This is a genomic window from Thalassolituus marinus, assembly GCF_020320395.1.
Lineage (GTDB): Bacteria > Pseudomonadota > Gammaproteobacteria > Pseudomonadales > Oceanobacteraceae > Venatoribacter > Venatoribacter marinus.
The window spans coordinates 41,337-57,225 of sequence record NZ_JAEDAH010000104.1; the positions used below are offsets into that span (position 1 = coordinate 41,337).

Genomic DNA, 15,889 nt, shown 5'->3' on the forward strand with positions numbered 1-15,889 from the left:
TGCACAAGGCGGTAAGGAAACCGCCTTTTACCCATCTTTACGCCCTGGCGCAGAGGCCTTTCGCGTTAAAAATACAGAGTCCAGCTCAGTTCAGCATAATCCTCCTGACGCAGAGACCACGCCAGCGCGTCGTCTTCGTCATCTGCCGTAAACAGCCAGACGTTCAGGTTAACGACTGACTGCGCAGTAACGCGTGTACTGGCTTCGACTTTCAGCGCGCGGCTTCCGCCATAAGTCATATCCTGAACCAGTCCGGCAAGTAACTCGCTGGAGTCCATATCATTGAACGCCCAGCGGGTGCCAATAAACACATCATTCTGCGCGTTGCTCGCCTGTTTACCACGCTCGTCGTACTGATATTCCAGAATCAGTCCGAGATCCAGTGGCAGTTCACAGCAGTCATAAAAAGGCCCTGTCAGGGTATATTCAAACCCTGCTACTGCTGCCCAATGGTCGTCACCACTGTCATTGCCGGCAGCCACCAGAGCCTGCTGTGCTTCACGCTCATAGTCGCGATGAACAGCTTCCACCTTCCATAACCAACTATCGACGGTGCTCTGCAAGGTCATCCCGGCCTGTTGCAACTGCGGGTAATAAGCCTGCAAGCCAACCACTGCTGGCTCTCCCGCCACCAGAGCGACCTGTGGCAGCAGGAACGGATCACGGGATGTACCCTTAAACAGCGAAAGCGATGCATCCAGCGGCCACCCGGCCACCTCGTAGGAGCGGCTCCAGCGTAGCGCCAGGTCGACATGAGACTGCTCATCATCAGACTGATACAGCGCCTCATCATCAATCGCCAGCGGCAGACTTAAGCGTCCCTCCTCGCCAGCAAAGGTGCGCTCCCGAAACCCCGGCAGCACAAAACCTTCCAGCGTACCTGCATCGTTAAGCCAGATAGCGTGGATCATTGGCTGGCCGAGTTTGTCTTCGCCGTCCGGTGCTTCCACCTGGTCGGTCTGGTTTATCACATCGACCAGATGCAGGGATTCCGTCACACCCCAGAATACTTTGCCAACACCGGCGCGAACTTCCCAGCTGGTACCCCAGGTTTGCCACAGCAGTTCGCGAATATCGCCATGCGTACGCTCTTCATCAGCGCTGTCGTAGCGATAGAAAGGACGGAAGGTTAAACGCTGGGCAGCGCCCCACTCCCACACCATTTCCGGCTCCAGCCAGACTGAGGCACTGCGCTCAGCCTGATCATCACTCACGGCCTGCTGGAAAAATTCGCGATATTCCAAACCCAGCTGAGTTGTCGTTTCCGGCAGCCATTCACCGGCGGATGCCACCGCCGGGAATAAAAGCACAGGTAACAGACGTTTCATCAGCGCGCCCTCTGCAGCGTAGTCTGATTAAAATCGTCGTCGGTCAGACCGGTATCAAAGCGGATATCTTCCGTTTGCAGCACCGTGCTTTTACCGGTCTGGTGATTCACCATGGTCGCCGTATGCGCGCGCCAGTAGCGCTCTTTATAGAGCTGATGGTCTGTCAGGGTCAGTGTTTTCAGCAGGCTTTTCTTGCGGTCATAAAAATCGATTTTATGTACGCGCAGCTCGTCTTTATCCAGCCACACAACCTGACGGGTATAACCAGAGAACTTATCCAGCGGTGTCTGCTCGACCTTATAGCAATCATGGCCTGCAACTGTTTCATCGCCGAGATAACGGAAGCTGTATTTATCCAGCTCGAACGAGCTCATATCTTCATACGCAAATTCACTGCCCATAAATGGGCCGGATTTATTACGGGAAGCAATACGCTTAACGCGCTTCAGGGCCGGCAGGTACAGCCACTGATCATCCGGTTTACCAATGTGCGAAAAGTTAAGAAAAGCGGTGCCTTTTACGTCGCGCGGTTCATCGAAAATGGTCAGGCCTTTATCGCCATCGTCGGCCACTTCCAGCGATTTCGAGCGGATTTTCCGCACGCTTTCTTCACCCTGGGCATTGCGCAGGGTCATAGTGACGGCCGACTCACTGTTGTTCCAGCCAGCATCCCGCTGCTTACGATCGGTAGCAATGGCCAGACCACGATCCGCCGCCTCATCAGCGTTTGCAACGTGTGTTAACGGTGTCACCAGAGCCAGGCCCAGCATCAGACTGAGGAAGGATTTCATACGGATTCTCCTGTTAAAGTATTCGTGGTGATCGGCTTTGGTGATTCTACCGCGGCCTTTTCTTTTTTATCGAGTAACAGCAGGAAGGCTGGCAGGAAGAAGAAATCCACCAGCAGTGCAATAAAGATAATCAGCGCCGTCGCCAGCCCCATATCCGAGTTCAGGCGGAACGCCGAGAACGCCAGCATCGAGAAACCGATTACCAGTACCAGCGTCGTAATCATCAGTGCGCGACCAACACTGGAAAACGCATATTTCACTGCCGCTTCTGCGTCTTTGCCATTATCACGGGCACGTTTGTATTTCGCCAGAAAATGCACGGTATCGTCGACAATAATACCCAACGTCATGGACGCAACAATCGACAGACCCAGATTAATTTCACCGGAGATAACGCCCCAGACACCAAAGCCTACCAGAGCTGGTCCGAGGTTCGGAATAAGACTGATTAAACCAAGATGCAGTGAGCGCAATGCGAATACCAGCAAACCGGAAATCAGAATCAGTGCCGCGATCATGCTGATGATCATGCTATCCATATTGGTTTCGCCGATATGCGAGAACATCAACCCCGGACTGGCGCCCGTCATACGGTATTGCGGTGCATTTTCTGCAAACCAGGCACGAGCACGTTGCTCCAGCTCGACGGTTTCACGACTACCGATATTCTTCAGCGTCGACGTCAGGCGGGTTGAAGATTTATCCACGTTTAACTGGTTATTCAGATCCAGACCATACGGCAGTGACATTTCGTACAACAGCAGATACTGCGCCGCCAGTTCACGATCCATCGGCGTGCGGTAGAAAGTCTCATCATCGCCATGCATGTTTTTATTCAGACGCTTAAAGGTGTCTGACAATGTGGTGACATGATCCACTTCCGGCTGCAGTCGCAGCCATTTCGCAAAACCATCAATGGTGGCAATAAACTGCGGATCGTTCACACCCTGTGAAGTACCAGAGTAAATAGCCCAGTCGATGGTCTGAGTACCGGAAATATGTTCTTCCAGTGCATCCACAGAATCGCGGAAATGTGTGCCCGGTGCGAAATACTTGGTCGCTTCATCATTAATTTCATTCAGCGTAATCAGAGAACCGAGGGCGATCATAATCACACTGCTCACCGGCAACAGAATCTTATGACGCTTCACTACCCAGCGTCCCAGACGCTCCATAGAGCCATCATGTTCCGGCGCCGCTTTGACTTTAATCGGCAGAATCGCCAGCAGTACCGGCAGCAGAGTCACCGAGAAAGCAAAGGCTATCATCACACCGATTGCGCTCAGCTCACCGAAGTCCGCCAGCACGGGGGATTCCGACAGCATCAGCGTCATAAAGCCAATCGCCGTTGTCGCACTGGTAATAAAAATCGGCATCAGATTCAGGTCAATGGCGAAACGCAACGCTTCCTTACGTTCTTTGCCTTCACGCATAGCGAACTGCATCGAAGCAATCAGGTGCACGCAATCGGCTACCGCCAGCGTCATCACCACGATCGGCACATTGATGGTACCTGTCGACAGGAAGTAGCCCAGCCAGCCGCCAGTACCCATGGTGACGGTAATAGTCACCACCAGTACAAATACCGTCGCCAGCATGGCCAGCAAACTGCGCATCAGAACCGCCAGCATCAGTACGATCAGCCCCAGCATAGCGGGTACCAGCGTATTCATATCCTTCTGCCCTTCAGTGGCGAAGGCATAGTTCATCGGTACCACACCCGTGTGGTAAAAGCTGTATCCCGGATAGGCTTGCGCAAGTCGGTCGGTCAGAGCATTGACCGAGCTGATAACTTCAGCCACCTGCGGAGTATTATCGGCGCTGTCCGGAATCTGCACGGTGATATTCACCGCCGCAGCACTACCGTCTTCAGCCACCAGACCGCCAGCAAGATTCGGCTCATTCAGAGCAACCTCTCGCACCCGGGCGATGTCTTCCGCGGTTAGCGCCTCGGCATCCAGCACTAAATCTTCGACGATCATATCGTCGCCTTCTGCCCAGGTGTGCTGAAAGTTGGTAACCGAGTCAACGCGACTGGAATACGGCGTCTGCCATGCTTCAATCGTCAGCTCTGCCAGTAAAGTAAGGGTTTTCTGGTTAAACACCGTCCCTTCATCCGGTACAACCAGAACAGAGACGTTGTCGTTTTTATTAAAAATGCGCTGCATTTCTTCAAAATCAGCCAGAGGCTGATAATGCTTGTCGAAAAAGACTTTGTAATCACCACGAAAATACAGATTTCCTGCACCTGCGGACGCCAGCATAATCAGCGCCAGCAACACAACAAGCATCTTCCATGGATGTTTTAACACTGAGACGAGCCATAAGTTTTTCATAGCGACTCCCGGGCCGTGTGTACGTTAATAGTGGTTATTGTTGTTATTTAAAAGTTGAATTTCGTCACTGAAACATTCGCGACCAACCCGTTCCCAGGTGGCCTGATAATCCCAGTCACGACTTAAAGGCTGAAACCCCAGCCCATCGAGCAAAACATTGGCACTGAGCAGTTGTACGTTGACACCGTCCAGTCGACTGACGGCTGTCAGATCCGGTGCCGTACCGGTGAGTGCGTTAATACCGAAAGCCTGCGACCAGCACAGCAACGACATCAACGGCACAGGAATATTAATTGCCGGATCAAGGTCACCCTGCTCTATTGCATCACGAAACACCTCGTCCACTTTCAGAGTGATGGCGTGATCTTTTTCAAGCATCAGAGCCGAGCGTTGTTCAGATGTTTTTTCGGCAAAAGCCGGAGTACGAGCGGTCAGAACTGCCAGCGATAAAGTTGGTTGCCACTGGGTATAAAGCTGGTATGCATAATTCAGTGCCACCATTTTTTCCCGCGGACGCCCGTCAAAGGCCAGTGCTTTGTCAAACAGGCAACCGATCACATCGATGCCACGAATACACAAAGCCGCGAGGCAGTCTTCCTTGCTGCTGAAATGGTTGTAGATGGTGCCTTTTGAATAGCCGGATAACGCGACCAGCTTATCCATGGTGAAACTGGCAAAGCCTTCGCGTTCAATAAGATCAGCGGCGATATCCAGTAACTCTGTTTCACGTTCAGCCAGTTTTTGCTCTTTGCTCTTACGCAGCGGGCAGTTGGCAGACGACAAAGAAAGGCCAAGGATACTGCGCCCTTTATCGGAATCGTGGCTGGCCATTGCCATCGGCGTGGCCGATGGCAGCTGAGGGCTGAGTTGCCAGTTGGGAGCTGCCAGCGCGCGGCGCAGCAGATCCATTACAGATGAAATATCAAACATTTTTGACGATCCGTCACTTTTTGACGAATCGTCATATTACAGACAATAAAAAACCCCACAAGGGGCAAAATCGTGCATTGGCCTGAATTGAGCCATGGGTATGAGTCAGTGTGCGACTTCCGCCAGCTTAAGCTTGTGCGTCAGTGCCACTTCAATAAAGAAAGGGCCTGCTTTGGTTTCAAACGGAATGACAATGACCGGACCACCGGCGATATGGGCAATATCCACTTCACCCAGAATATCCGGCTTGGCCATGGCAAAGTCGTAGCCCTTTTCCCACAGAATACGACGTGCCCCACCCGATAACATATTGGTCAGCTCGCCTGTCAGGTCATGGCAGACATCGTCTACCTTAGCGATCTCTTCACCCAGCATGGCACTGCTGATCTGAAGGATGGCACCAGCCGAAAAACTGATCGCCAGCGAACCATGCACCGTTTCGCCCGTCATCGGAATCATGCCCGTGACAACCCCCAGCGGCTGACAGTGATCTTTCACATAAGGCTGGCCGTACTCACAACTCAGAGAAGCCATGGTTGCGAGGATATGATTGATCGTCTCGACGAAGGGGTTTATGAAGTCGACATTCATAGCATCCACATCAAAACAAGTGTGTTACCTGAGTGTAGCTCCCCCCGCTCCGGCGCATTAGACGAAAAAGGCACCCGAAGGTGCCTCTTTATAACAAACCTGACTGTAAGCGCTTGTAATTAAAGGCCTTTTACAGCGTAAATACCCGCTGCATTACGCCAGTAACCACGGTAATCCATACCACAGCCGAATACGTAACGGTCTTCCACTTCCAGACCGATAAAGTCAATTTTCAGCTCGGTATTCTTACGGTCGTGAATCTTGTTGACCAGCACAGCGGTCAGCACTTCTTTCGCACCCTGTGCTTCACACGACTTAACCACTTCGGCCAGGGTGTTACCCTCATCAAAGATATCATCCAGAATCAGCACGGTACGGCCTTCCATCGGCACCGATGGCGGCGCCTGCCACTGCAAATCCGTTGAGCCGGTGGTTTCACCACGGTAACGCGTGGCGTGCATATAACCCTGCTCCAGCGGAAAGTTAAGCTTGGTCAGCAGACGGCCAGCCATCACCAGACCACCGTTCATAATGCTGTAAACCACAGGCATAGAATCCGCCAGACGGTCAGTAATATCGCTGGCCAGTCGGTTCAGCGCGTCTTCTACGTCAGCTTCGGATTTCAGCAGATCAGCTTCCGCCATTACCTGCTTCAGTTCTTCCAGTGTCAGTGGCTGGGTCATCAATCGTACCTTCTGTGTCGTCAGGGAGCGGCCCTGATGGCTCTGTAAAAAAGCCGCTAATGGTAGCCACCGACCTTGCGCTGTGCAATGAAATTGTCATGCTGAAGCTGGCGATAACGGCTGTGAATTCTGGCAACCTATCCTTAATAACGCTGTCAGAGGAATAATATTTACCGGAGGTACACATGAAGCGACTAATTGCTCCCGCCCTGCTCGGCGTTTTACTCAGCGCCTGCGCTTCCCTGCCCAGCGAAGTCAGCGTGGCCGAATACGATCTGCAACCCGCTTACTCCGAACTGGCTGCCAACGCGGACGTTTACAACGGCCAGCATGTCGCCCTCGGCGGCATGATCATCGCCGTCACTAATCAGAAAGACAGCTCAACGGTGGAAGTGCTGCAGCTGCCGATTTATGACTCCGGCCGACCGAATCCGGATACCGATAAAGCCGGTGGCCGCTTTCTGATCCGCTTCGAGCGCTTCCTCGATCCGGAAATCTACAGTCGCGGCAAAATGATCACCGTGCGCGGCAACATCAGTGGTCAGACCACCAGTAGCATTGGCGAACATCCTTACACCTACCTCAGTCTGCAGGGCGACGGCCTGCATCTGTGGCCGGAACAGCCGGATGAAGTTCAGGTGCAGTACTATATGGGCATTCATGCCTATCCGTATTACCTGCGCCCGGTACAACCTCCGCGTCACTGACACTCGGCATCTGCGGCGTCATTTTGCTATGATATGCGGCTTTTCAAACCTCAGCCCCATAGCTACCCGATCAGGAATCCATGATGACGCCTACACTGCAACTGGCTTTTGACCTTATTGCCCGCCGTTCTGTAACACCCGACGACGATGGCTGCCAGCAGCTGATGATGGACCGTCTGGCCGCAGCGGGCTTTAACAATGAGCCACTGCGCTTTGAAGAAGTCGATAACTTCTGGTCGCGCCGCGGTAACGAAGCACCAGTTGTGTGCTTTGCCGGCCACACCGATGTTGTCCCTACCGGCCCGGAAGCCAACTGGAACCATGCGCCCTTTATTCCCCAGATCGTCGATGGCCTTCTGTATGGTCGTGGTGCCGCGGACATGAAAGGCTCTCTTGCCGCCATGGTCGTTGCCGTTGAAAACTTCGTTGCCAAACACCCGGACCACAAGGGTTCTATCGCGTTCCTGATCACCTCGGACGAAGAAGGTCCGGCAAAAAACGGTACCGTGAAAGTGGTCGAAACACTGGAAGCGCGTAACGAAAAGATCGATATGTGCATCGTTGGCGAGCCATCCAGCACCAACCAGACCGGTGACGTGGTGAAAAACGGTCGCCGTGGCTCGCTCGGTTGCGTACTGAAAGTAAAAGGCATTCAGGGGCACGTTGCATATCCGCATCTGGCGAAAAACCCGGTACATCTGGCTGCGCCTGCACTGGCTGAACTGGCAGCCGAAGAATGGGATCAGGGCAACGAATTCTTCCCAGCCACCAGCTTCCAGATTTCCAACATTAACGCCGGCACCGGTGCCACCAACGTGATTCCGGGCGAATGCGAAGTGGTGTTTAACTTCCGTTTCTCGACCGAACTGACCGCCGAGATTCTGCAGGAACGCACCGAAGCCATCCTCAACAAACACGGCCTGGAATACGATATCGACTGGAACCTGAGCGGCCAGCCGTTCCTGACCTCGCGTGGTGCGCTGGTAGAAGCCAGCGTGCAGGCGATTAAAGAAGTCACCGGTATCGACACCGAACTGTCTACCGCGGGCGGCACCTCCGATGGTCGCTTTATCGCTCCGACCGGCGCTCAGGTTCTGGAACTGGGTCCGTGCAACGCCACCATTCACAAAGTGGACGAGCACATCAAGGCCGACGACCTCGATATTCTGACCACCATTTACGAACGTACTCTTGAGCTGCTGCTGGCCTGAGGACAACGCGTGAATAAAGTAATCGCCTGCCCGGTTTGCGGGCAGTCTTTACTTGCCGATGGCAAGCGCTGGGCCTGTGATAACGGCCATACCTTTGACGAAGCCCGTCAGGGGTACCTTAACCTGTTGGTTGCCCAGCACAAAAAATCCAAAGCACCCGGCGATACGCTGGATATGGTCGACGCGCGCAAACGCCTGCTCGACAGCCAGCTGTACCGCCCGATTTCCGACATGCTCAATCAGTGGGTACTGGAGTGGGCGCTGAACCGCCAGCAGCCTGTGCAGATCGCCGACGTAGGTTGTGGTGAAGGCTATTACACCCAGCGCCTGCAGGAAGTGCTGCACGATCATCAGCTTGAACACGCCCTGTATGGCGTCGATATTTCCAAGGATGCCGTACGCCGTGCTGCTGCCCGCAGTAAGGATATCGACTGGCTGGTTGCCTCCGGCGGCCGCCTGCCGTTTGTTGGCCACAGTATCGATCTGATTACCTGCCTGTTCACTAACCTGATGCCGGAAGGATTTGCACGCGCGTTAACGGATCAGGGCAGTATTGTGCTGCTCAATACCGGTGGTCATCACCTGTTTGAGCTGCGCGACCTGATATACGACGAAGTGAAGATCAATCCGCTGGACCCTAGGCCAACAATGGCTGAACACGGCTACCAGTGCAGCGGCGAGCAAACCCTGAAGTATCAGGCCAAGCTGACCAGCAATCAGCAGATTATGGACTTACTGATGATGACGCCGCACCGCTGGAAGGTACGCAACGAGGTACTCGAACGTTTGCAGCAACTGACCGAGCTGACGGTTACCATCGAAATTGTGCTGCATCAGTTCCAGCGCGCAGGCGCAGTGATTGCCAGCCACGATGACGACCGTTAGCATATCGGCACTTCGCGCAGGATACGCCCATGACCCAGGTTGATTTCTACATTCTCGCTGCCCAGACCCTGGAAGAACGGGCGCTGTTTGCCTGCCGTCTGGCCGAGAAAGCGTTCAGCCGTGGTAACCGGGTGCTGATTCAGACTGATACTGAAGCCAGTGCACGTGCACTGGATGATCTGCTCTGGACCTTCCGCGACGACGCCTTCATTCCACACGCACTGCTGAATGCCAGTGACGCCCCGGCAGAGTGTCCGGTAAGCATCAGCTGGCATGACGATCCTGGCCACCACCATGATGTAATCGTCAACCTGAGCAGCGGGCTACCATCATTTGTGGGACGCTTTCGACGTTTTGTCAGTATTGTTGTCCAGCATGATCAGGTACTGGACTACACTCGTAATCACTACAAATATCTGAAAGACCGGGGTTACCCGATCAACAACCATGATATGAGATTGCGTTAATGAATCCCGAAGACCGTAACGACGAACCCACAGACCTGTTGCGCGAGCTGGAAAACCTGCAGCGCGTCCTCGACGACGCTGCCGGAGAGCACGGTGCCGACATTCCGGTACTGGAGCCGATGGACGACATTCCGGTGCTGGACGATCTGTTCAACGCCGATGAAGTACCAACTCTGAGAGCGGTAAACGCAGCCGTCTCCAATGTGACCCCGCTGCGACCACAGACGCCTGCCGTCGAAGCAGAGCCAACAGCTGACGCTGACACAGCGTTGGAAGAGGCCCCGCAGCTCAAAGAAGCAGAAGCAGTGGTCGACACAGACCTTGCGGTGCCCGCAATAGCAGAAACACCAGCAGAGCCGGTTTCACCTGCTGTCAGCACGCAAGCGCCAAAAGCGAGTATTTCCGCCAACCCGTTCCTGCCGCAATCCGTGCTCGATCGTCTGGCACAGGAGCGCGAGGCAGCTCAGCACAGTGCCGAAGAAGCACACCGCACCATGCAGCGCGTGATGGAACAGAAGCAGCAACGTGCACAAACCGGCATCAGTGATCTAGGCAACCGTCTGAGCCCTGCACAGAAAGAACGTATGATCGAGCAACTGGTGGCTGAAATGCTGCCGGAGATCACCGAAAAACTGAAAGACCGCCTGCGTAATATGCTGCGCTGAGCGCCGCTCTGAATAAAAAAAGCCACGGCATGCCGTGGCTTTTTTTATGCTGTGCAGTGCATACAACAGCCGGATTACTGAGTGCTGCGCACCTCATCCGCCAGCACCAGCGTGGCGGTTTCGGCAGACGCAATTTGCTGTGGCATCAGCGACTGCCACCACAAGCTGAAGGCCTGCTCGCGTCCCATAACCACTGGTTCACCGATGATCGGCGTCACCAGCTCTACGCCACGCTGACTGGCAATATCGCTGACCCGTTGCAGAGGCTCGAACCAGGCATGAATCGACAAATCGAACGTGCTGTTATGAATAGGCAACATACGCTGACCGCCAAGGTCCAGATGCGCCTGGACACTCTCTTCCGGCATCATATGAATATGCCCCCAGCGTTCGTTGTAGGCACCGTTTTCCATCATGGTCAGATCGAATGGCCCGTAGCGCTCGCCGATTTGCTTGAAACCTGCAAAGTAGCCGCTGTCGCCACTGAAAAAGTAACGACGACCGTCGCGTTCAATAACCCACGAAGCCCACAGGGTGGAATCGCGACTGAACAAGCCACGACCAGAAAAGTGCTGGGTTGGCGTGGCGGCCAGCAGAGTGTCCCCCACCCGCGTCTCCTGCCACCAGTCATGTTCGACAATACGGTCAGCAGCAACGCCCCACTGTTGCAGGTAACGACCAAGCCCCAGCGGTACGTAAAAGCCCTCGGCCTTGTCCGCCAGCTGGCGAATGCTGCCTTCATCCAGATGATCGTAATGGTCGTGGGAGATCACAATGCCTTTCAGTGGTGGCAAATCCTGCGGATTCAGTGGCAGTGGATGAAAACGCTCCGGCCCCGCCCACTGTACCGGCGACGCTCGCTCAGAAAACACCGGGTCGAGCAGCCACACTTCGCCATTCAGCGACAACAGCATGGTTGAATGACCAAGACGATACACCCGGTGTTCATCGGTCGGCAGACTGGCCAGCTGCGCAGCCGTTAACGGCTGGGTAGGTACCACGATGTCCGGTGCCGACTGTGGGTCTTTAGCCGTCGACATCTCCCACATGATACCCAGCAAATCGCCCAGCCCCTGTTCCGGGGTAGGTACCGGGTTGGCAAAACGCTGATGGTCCTGCTGATACTGAGCCGATTGCGCAAAGCGCTCCTGCTGATCGGCCTGTACGCGGCGGGCAGAACAGGCGCCCAGAAACAGAGGTATAGCAATAGCGGCCACCAGCACCGCTGTGGTTATCAATGTCCAGTTCACCCGGGCATCCTCACTGATTTCGTATTTGTCCTCATAGTAGGGAAGCCGCGCAAGCAGATAAAGGTTCGATAAGGATCAAACTGTTCACATCAACGGCACAATAACCCCGCTGTCGGCATAACAGAAAAGCGCTACAAAGGCGCGCCTCGGTTGAAATCACCCCTGCCCCCACGGCGCTGCATCCGCTATAATCTGCACCATTTTTCCGAACCCATACTACCCCGGCAGCCAACAATCTGCCGTTGTGGGGTACAAACGCAGATACGAGCAACAGCGATACTATGGATAAGACGTACAAACCCGGCGCGATCGAACAAACCTGGTACAAAGAGTGGGAAGAAAAAGGCTACTTCAAGCCTTATCAGGATGGCTTAACCGGCGAAGGTTACTCCATCATGATTCCACCGCCGAACGTCACCGGTTCGCTGCATATGGGTCACGCCTTCCAGCACACCATTCAGGATGCTCTGATCCGCTACAACCGTATGCTGGGTAAGAAAGCCCTGTGGCAGGTAGGTACCGACCACGCCGGTATCGCCACGCAGATGGTGGTTGAGCGTAAACTGGCCGCCGAAGGCCAGCCAGACCGCCACGAACTGGGCCGTGAGAAGTTCCTGGAAAAAGTCTGGGAATGGAAAGAACACTCCGGCGGCACCATTACCCGCCAGATGCGTCGTCTGGGTAACTCCGTAGACTGGGAAACCGAGCGTTTCACCATGGACGAAGGTTTCTACAAAGCCGTTCAGGAAGTGTTTATCCGCCTGTACGAAGACGGCCTGATCTACCGCGGCAAGCGCCTGGTGAACTGGGACCCGAAACTGCACACCGCCATTTCTGACCTCGAAGTTGAAAACAAAGAGGTTAAAGGCAAGATGTGGCACCTGCGCTACCCGCTGGCCGACGGCTTAACCTACAAAGACGAAGACGGCAACGAGCTGGACTACATCGTGGTCGCTACCACTCGTCCGGAAACAATGCTGGGGGATACCGGTGTTGCCGTTAACCCGGAAGATCCGCGTTACAAACACCTGATTGGCAAAGACGTTGTTCTGCCATTTGTTGAGCGTCGTATTCCGATTGTTGGCGACGAACACGCCGACATGGAAAAAGGCACCGGCTGTGTGAAAATCACCCCGGCCCACGATTTCAACGACTATGAAGTCGGTAAGCGTTGCGGCCTGCCAATGATCAATGTACTGACCTTTAACGCGGATATCCGCGAAGAAGCTCAGACCTTCAACACCGACGGCAGCGTTAACAGCGAAATTTCTGGTTTTATTCCGGAAAAATACCGTGGCATGGAACGCTTCGCGGCGCGTAAAGCCATTGTTGCCGATTTCGAAGAAGCCGGCCTGCTGGTACAGATCGTTGAAAACGACATGGTGATTCCGTACGGCGACCGTGGTGGCGTAGTTATTGAGCCTATGCTGACCGACCAATGGTACGTCGATGCCAAGACCCTGGCCAAGCCAGCCATTGAAGCCGTCGAAAACGGCGACATTCAGTTTGTGCCGAAATCCTACGAGAACATGTACTTCAGCTGGATGCGCGACATTCAGGACTGGTGTATTTCCCGTCAGCTGTGGTGGGGTCACCGTATTCCGGCCTGGTACGACGAAGAAGGTAACGTTTACGTTGCCCGTACCGAAGAAGAAGTACGCGCCAAAAACAACCTGGCTGCTGACGTTGAACTGAAACAGGACGAAGACGTTCTGGATACCTGGTTCTCTTCTGGTCTGTGGACCTTCGGCACTCTGGGCTGGCCAAACGTTGATATTGAAGAAGTCGCTCAGCGCATGAAAGACTTCCACCCGACCGACGTGCTGGTCACCGGTTTCGATATTATTTTCTTCTGGGTTGCGCGCATGATCATGATGACCATGCACATGATCAAAGATGAAGACGGCAAGCCGCAGGTACCGTTTAAAACCGTGTACGTGACCGGCCTGATCCGTGACGAAGTGGGCCAGAAAATGTCCAAGTCCAAGGGTAACGTACTTGACCCGCTGGACATGATCGACGGCATTTCCCTTGACGCCCTGCTGGAAAAACGTACCGGCAACATGATGCAGCCGCAGCTGGCTGAGAAAATCGGCAAGCGTACCCAGAAAGAATTCCCGGACGGTATTGCACCACACGGCACCGATGCCCTGCGCTTTACCCTGGCGGCAATGGCCTCTACCGGTCGTGACATCAACTGGGATATGAAGCGTCTGGAAGGTTACCGTAACTTCTGCAACAAGCTGTGGAACGCCTCACGCTATGTGATGCTGTCGATTGCCGGTGAAGAAGCCGTTGATGCTGCCGCAGCCAACAACACCAACATCACCATTACCGATGACATGAAAGCGGCCTGTGGCGCCAATGGCGAGCCAGCAGCTCTGTCACTGGCGGACCGCTGGATCATCACCCGCCTGCAGCGTGCAGAAGGTGAAGTTCGTCGCCATATGGACCAGTACCGTTTCGATATGGCGGCACAGTCGCTGTACGAATTTATCTGGAACGAATTCTGCGACTGGTACCTGGAACTGTCCAAGCCAGTGCTGTGGGATGCTAACGCACCGGAAGAAGCCAAGCGCGGCACCCGTGGCACCCTGGTGCGCGTACTGGAAGCCACCCTGCGTCTGGCTCACCCGATCATTCCGTTTATCACAGAATCCATCTGGCATCAGGTGAAAGAACTGGCAGGCAAATCCGGCGACACCATCATGATGACCCAGTATCCGGAACCACAAGAAGCACTGATCGACGCCGCAGCAGAAGCCGATATCGAATGGCTGCAAGGTGTGATTACTGCCGTACGTAACATCCGTGGCGAACAGAATATTCCACCAAGCAAAGAGCTGGAACTGCTGTTTAAAAACGGTGACGACGAAGACTTCCGCCGCGCTGACGAAAACCAGGCCTTCCTGATGAAACTGGCGAAGCTGGAAAAAGTTACCTGGCTGAACGAAGACGACGAAGAACCAATGTCGGTCACTCAGCTGGTTGGCGATATGGAAATTCTGATTCCAATGGCTGGCTTTATCGATAAGGACGCCGAAGTTGCGCGTCTGAACAAAGCCATCGAAAAGCTGGAAAAAGAACAGGAACGTGTAAACAACAAACTGGGCAACCCAGGCTTTGTTGATAAAGCACCGGCCGACGTTATCGCCAAAGAACAGGAAAAAGCCGCAGGCTTTGCCCGTGACGTGGTGAAACTGAAAGAGCAGATCGAGAAGATTAAAGCGCTGTAAGAGGCGTTAAAGTCGGACGTCTGTCGCCGGACGTCTGACGGCAGATGCTCTGAAGCGGGAATTTCAATCACGGCTGCACTTAGCACCGAAGATCAGAAATCCCCATAAAAAAAGGTTCATCGCATTTAAGCGTGAAAAATGAGAACGGCAGTAAAATCGGTTAAGTTTGCATTCGCCAAAACCCAAACAAAACCGACCACTGCCGATCCATGAATCCTAATCCGCTTACCCTTCTCTGGGAAGGCTTTGAGATCCAAAGCTACCAACAGATTTCCTCCGATTCGCTCGTCATCCAGCTCCAACCTTCACCGAACCGTCAGTACCACTGCCGCCACTGCCTCCAACCGGCTTATCAAATGCATGACTGCTCCATTCGGCGCATTCGTGAACGCGATATCGGCCCCTTCAAAGTCTGGCTTGATGTCCCCGTTGCCAGAGTCGCTTGCTCCCGTTGCGGCCCCAGGACAGAGCGTATTTCATGGCTTCCGGACAGATTACGCATGACCCGCAGTTTCATGCTCTGGATCGAAGTGCTGGTGCAGACGATGCCGGTTGCTCATGTCGCACGGCTAACCGGTGTTCACTGGCATACCGTCAAGGCCATCGACTATCAGCGCCTGAAACGCGAGCAGCGGGAGCCAGACCGGCAAGGCCTGAAGCGCCTGATCATGGATGAGTTTGCTTTGTTCAAGGGCCACCGCTACGCCACCGTCGTAGTAAATGCCGATAATCAGCAACTGCTCTGGGTCGGAGAAGGACGCAGCCGGGCGGCTGTGCGGCCCTTTTTTGAATGGCTCGGAGTGGAGGCC

General features: G+C 54.2%; 14 protein-coding genes. 7 read left to right on the plus strand and 7 right to left on the minus strand.

Annotation, left to right across the window (positions count from 1 at the left end):
- Positions 1-65 precede the first annotated feature (65 nt).
- The 6 genes from I9W95_RS17250 to I9W95_RS17275 form a co-directional block, all read right to left on the minus strand.
- On the minus strand, positions 66-1,328 hold the full coding sequence (locus I9W95_RS17250) for a hypothetical protein (RefSeq protein WP_225677161.1): 1,263 nt from the start codon (positions 1,326-1,328) through the stop codon (positions 66-68).
- On the minus strand, positions 1,328-2,119 hold the full coding sequence (locus tag I9W95_RS17255; protein WP_225677163.1) for an outer membrane lipoprotein-sorting protein: 792 nt from the start codon (positions 2,117-2,119) through the stop codon (positions 1,328-1,330). Before I9W95_RS17255 ends, I9W95_RS17250 begins: the two co-directional genes overlap by 1 nt.
- Positions 2,116-4,455: an efflux RND transporter permease subunit gene (locus I9W95_RS17260; RefSeq protein ID WP_225677165.1), complete on the minus strand. Its 2,340-nt coding sequence runs from the start codon at positions 4,453-4,455 to the stop codon at positions 2,116-2,118. Before I9W95_RS17260 ends, I9W95_RS17255 begins: the two co-directional genes overlap by 4 nt.
- A 24-nt stretch (positions 4,456-4,479) precedes the next feature.
- Entirely contained in the window at positions 4,480-5,385 is a 906-nt protein-coding gene (locus I9W95_RS17265; RefSeq protein WP_225677167.1) for a TetR/AcrR family transcriptional regulator, read from the minus strand.
- A gap of 105 nt (positions 5,386-5,490) precedes the next feature.
- The gene (locus I9W95_RS17270; RefSeq protein WP_225677169.1) at positions 5,491-5,976 is read right to left on the minus strand and encodes a chemotaxis protein CheX; all 486 of its coding nucleotides are present in this window, start codon (positions 5,974-5,976) and stop codon (positions 5,491-5,493) included.
- Between the two features lie 119 nt (positions 5,977-6,095).
- Entirely contained in the window at positions 6,096-6,659 is a 564-nt protein-coding gene (locus I9W95_RS17275; RefSeq protein WP_225677171.1) for a hypoxanthine-guanine phosphoribosyltransferase, read from the minus strand.
- Positions 6,660-6,844: 185 nt separating this feature from the next.
- Here I9W95_RS17275 and I9W95_RS17280 point away from each other — a divergent pair, with 185 nt between their 5' ends.
- From I9W95_RS17280 to I9W95_RS17300, 5 genes are all read left to right on the plus strand, one after another.
- Positions 6,845-7,366: a Slp family lipoprotein gene (locus I9W95_RS17280; protein ID WP_225677173.1), complete on the plus strand. Its 522-nt coding sequence runs from the start codon at positions 6,845-6,847 to the stop codon at positions 7,364-7,366.
- Between the two features lie 83 nt (positions 7,367-7,449).
- Positions 7,450-8,577, plus strand: coding sequence for a succinyl-diaminopimelate desuccinylase (gene dapE, locus I9W95_RS17285; RefSeq protein ID WP_225677190.1), 1,128 nt, complete (start codon positions 7,450-7,452; stop codon positions 8,575-8,577).
- A gap of 9 nt (positions 8,578-8,586) precedes the next feature.
- Complete coding sequence (locus I9W95_RS17290; protein WP_225677175.1) at positions 8,587-9,462, plus strand: putative RNA methyltransferase; 876 nt, start codon at positions 8,587-8,589, stop codon at positions 9,460-9,462.
- 29 nt (positions 9,463-9,491) lie between these two features.
- A complete protein-coding gene (locus I9W95_RS17295; protein WP_225677177.1) occupies positions 9,492-9,929 on the plus strand; it encodes a DNA polymerase III subunit chi in 438 nt (145 codons plus the stop codon).
- Positions 9,929-10,594, plus strand: a complete 666-nt coding sequence (locus tag I9W95_RS17300) for a hypothetical protein (RefSeq protein ID WP_225677179.1) — start codon at positions 9,929-9,931, stop codon at positions 10,592-10,594. The genes I9W95_RS17295 and I9W95_RS17300 overlap by 1 nt, the downstream gene beginning before the upstream one ends.
- A gap of 74 nt (positions 10,595-10,668) precedes the next feature.
- Here the strand turns inward: I9W95_RS17300 and I9W95_RS17305 are convergent, their stop codons facing one another.
- Complete coding sequence (locus I9W95_RS17305) at positions 10,669-11,844, minus strand: MBL fold metallo-hydrolase (protein WP_225677181.1); 1,176 nt, start codon at positions 11,842-11,844, stop codon at positions 10,669-10,671.
- A gap of 281 nt (positions 11,845-12,125) precedes the next feature.
- On the opposite strand from I9W95_RS17305, the gene I9W95_RS17310 reads away from it, so the two are divergent.
- The gene (locus I9W95_RS17310; protein WP_225677184.1) at positions 12,126-15,080 is read left to right on the plus strand and encodes a valine--tRNA ligase; all 2,955 of its coding nucleotides are present in this window, start codon (positions 12,126-12,128) and stop codon (positions 15,078-15,080) included.
- Between the two features lie 356 nt (positions 15,081-15,436).
- Positions 15,437-15,889, plus strand: a 453-nt coding sequence (locus tag I9W95_RS17315; RefSeq protein WP_225677192.1) for a helix-turn-helix domain-containing protein, incomplete at its 3' end; no start/stop codon positions are given.

Coding starts and splice junctions, on each gene's coding strand:
- I9W95_RS17250 (WP_225677161.1), bottom strand. CDS start 1,328: ATGAAACGTCTGTTACCTGTGCTTTTATTCCCGGCGGTGGCATCCGCC.
- I9W95_RS17255 (WP_225677163.1), bottom strand. CDS start 2,119: ATGAAATCCTTCCTCAGTCTGATGCTGGGCCTGGCTCTGGTGACACCG.
- I9W95_RS17260 (WP_225677165.1), bottom strand. CDS start 4,455: ATGAAAAACTTATGGCTCGTCTCAGTGTTAAAACATCCATGGAAGATG.
- I9W95_RS17265 (WP_225677167.1), bottom strand. CDS start 5,385: ATGTTTGATATTTCATCTGTAATGGATCTGCTGCGCCGCGCGCTGGCA.
- I9W95_RS17270 (WP_225677169.1), bottom strand. CDS start 5,976: ATGAATGTCGACTTCATAAACCCCTTCGTCGAGACGATCAATCATATC.
- I9W95_RS17275 (WP_225677171.1), bottom strand. CDS start 6,659: ATGACCCAGCCACTGACACTGGAAGAACTGAAGCAGGTAATGGCGGAA.
- I9W95_RS17280 (WP_225677173.1), top strand. CDS start 6,845: ATGAAGCGACTAATTGCTCCCGCCCTGCTCGGCGTTTTACTCAGCGCC.
- dapE (WP_225677190.1), top strand. CDS start 7,450: ATGACGCCTACACTGCAACTGGCTTTTGACCTTATTGCCCGCCGTTCT.
- I9W95_RS17295 (WP_225677177.1), top strand. CDS start 9,492: ATGACCCAGGTTGATTTCTACATTCTCGCTGCCCAGACCCTGGAAGAA.
- I9W95_RS17300 (WP_225677179.1), top strand. CDS start 9,929: ATGAATCCCGAAGACCGTAACGACGAACCCACAGACCTGTTGCGCGAG.
- I9W95_RS17310 (WP_225677184.1), top strand. CDS start 12,126: ATGGATAAGACGTACAAACCCGGCGCGATCGAACAAACCTGGTACAAA.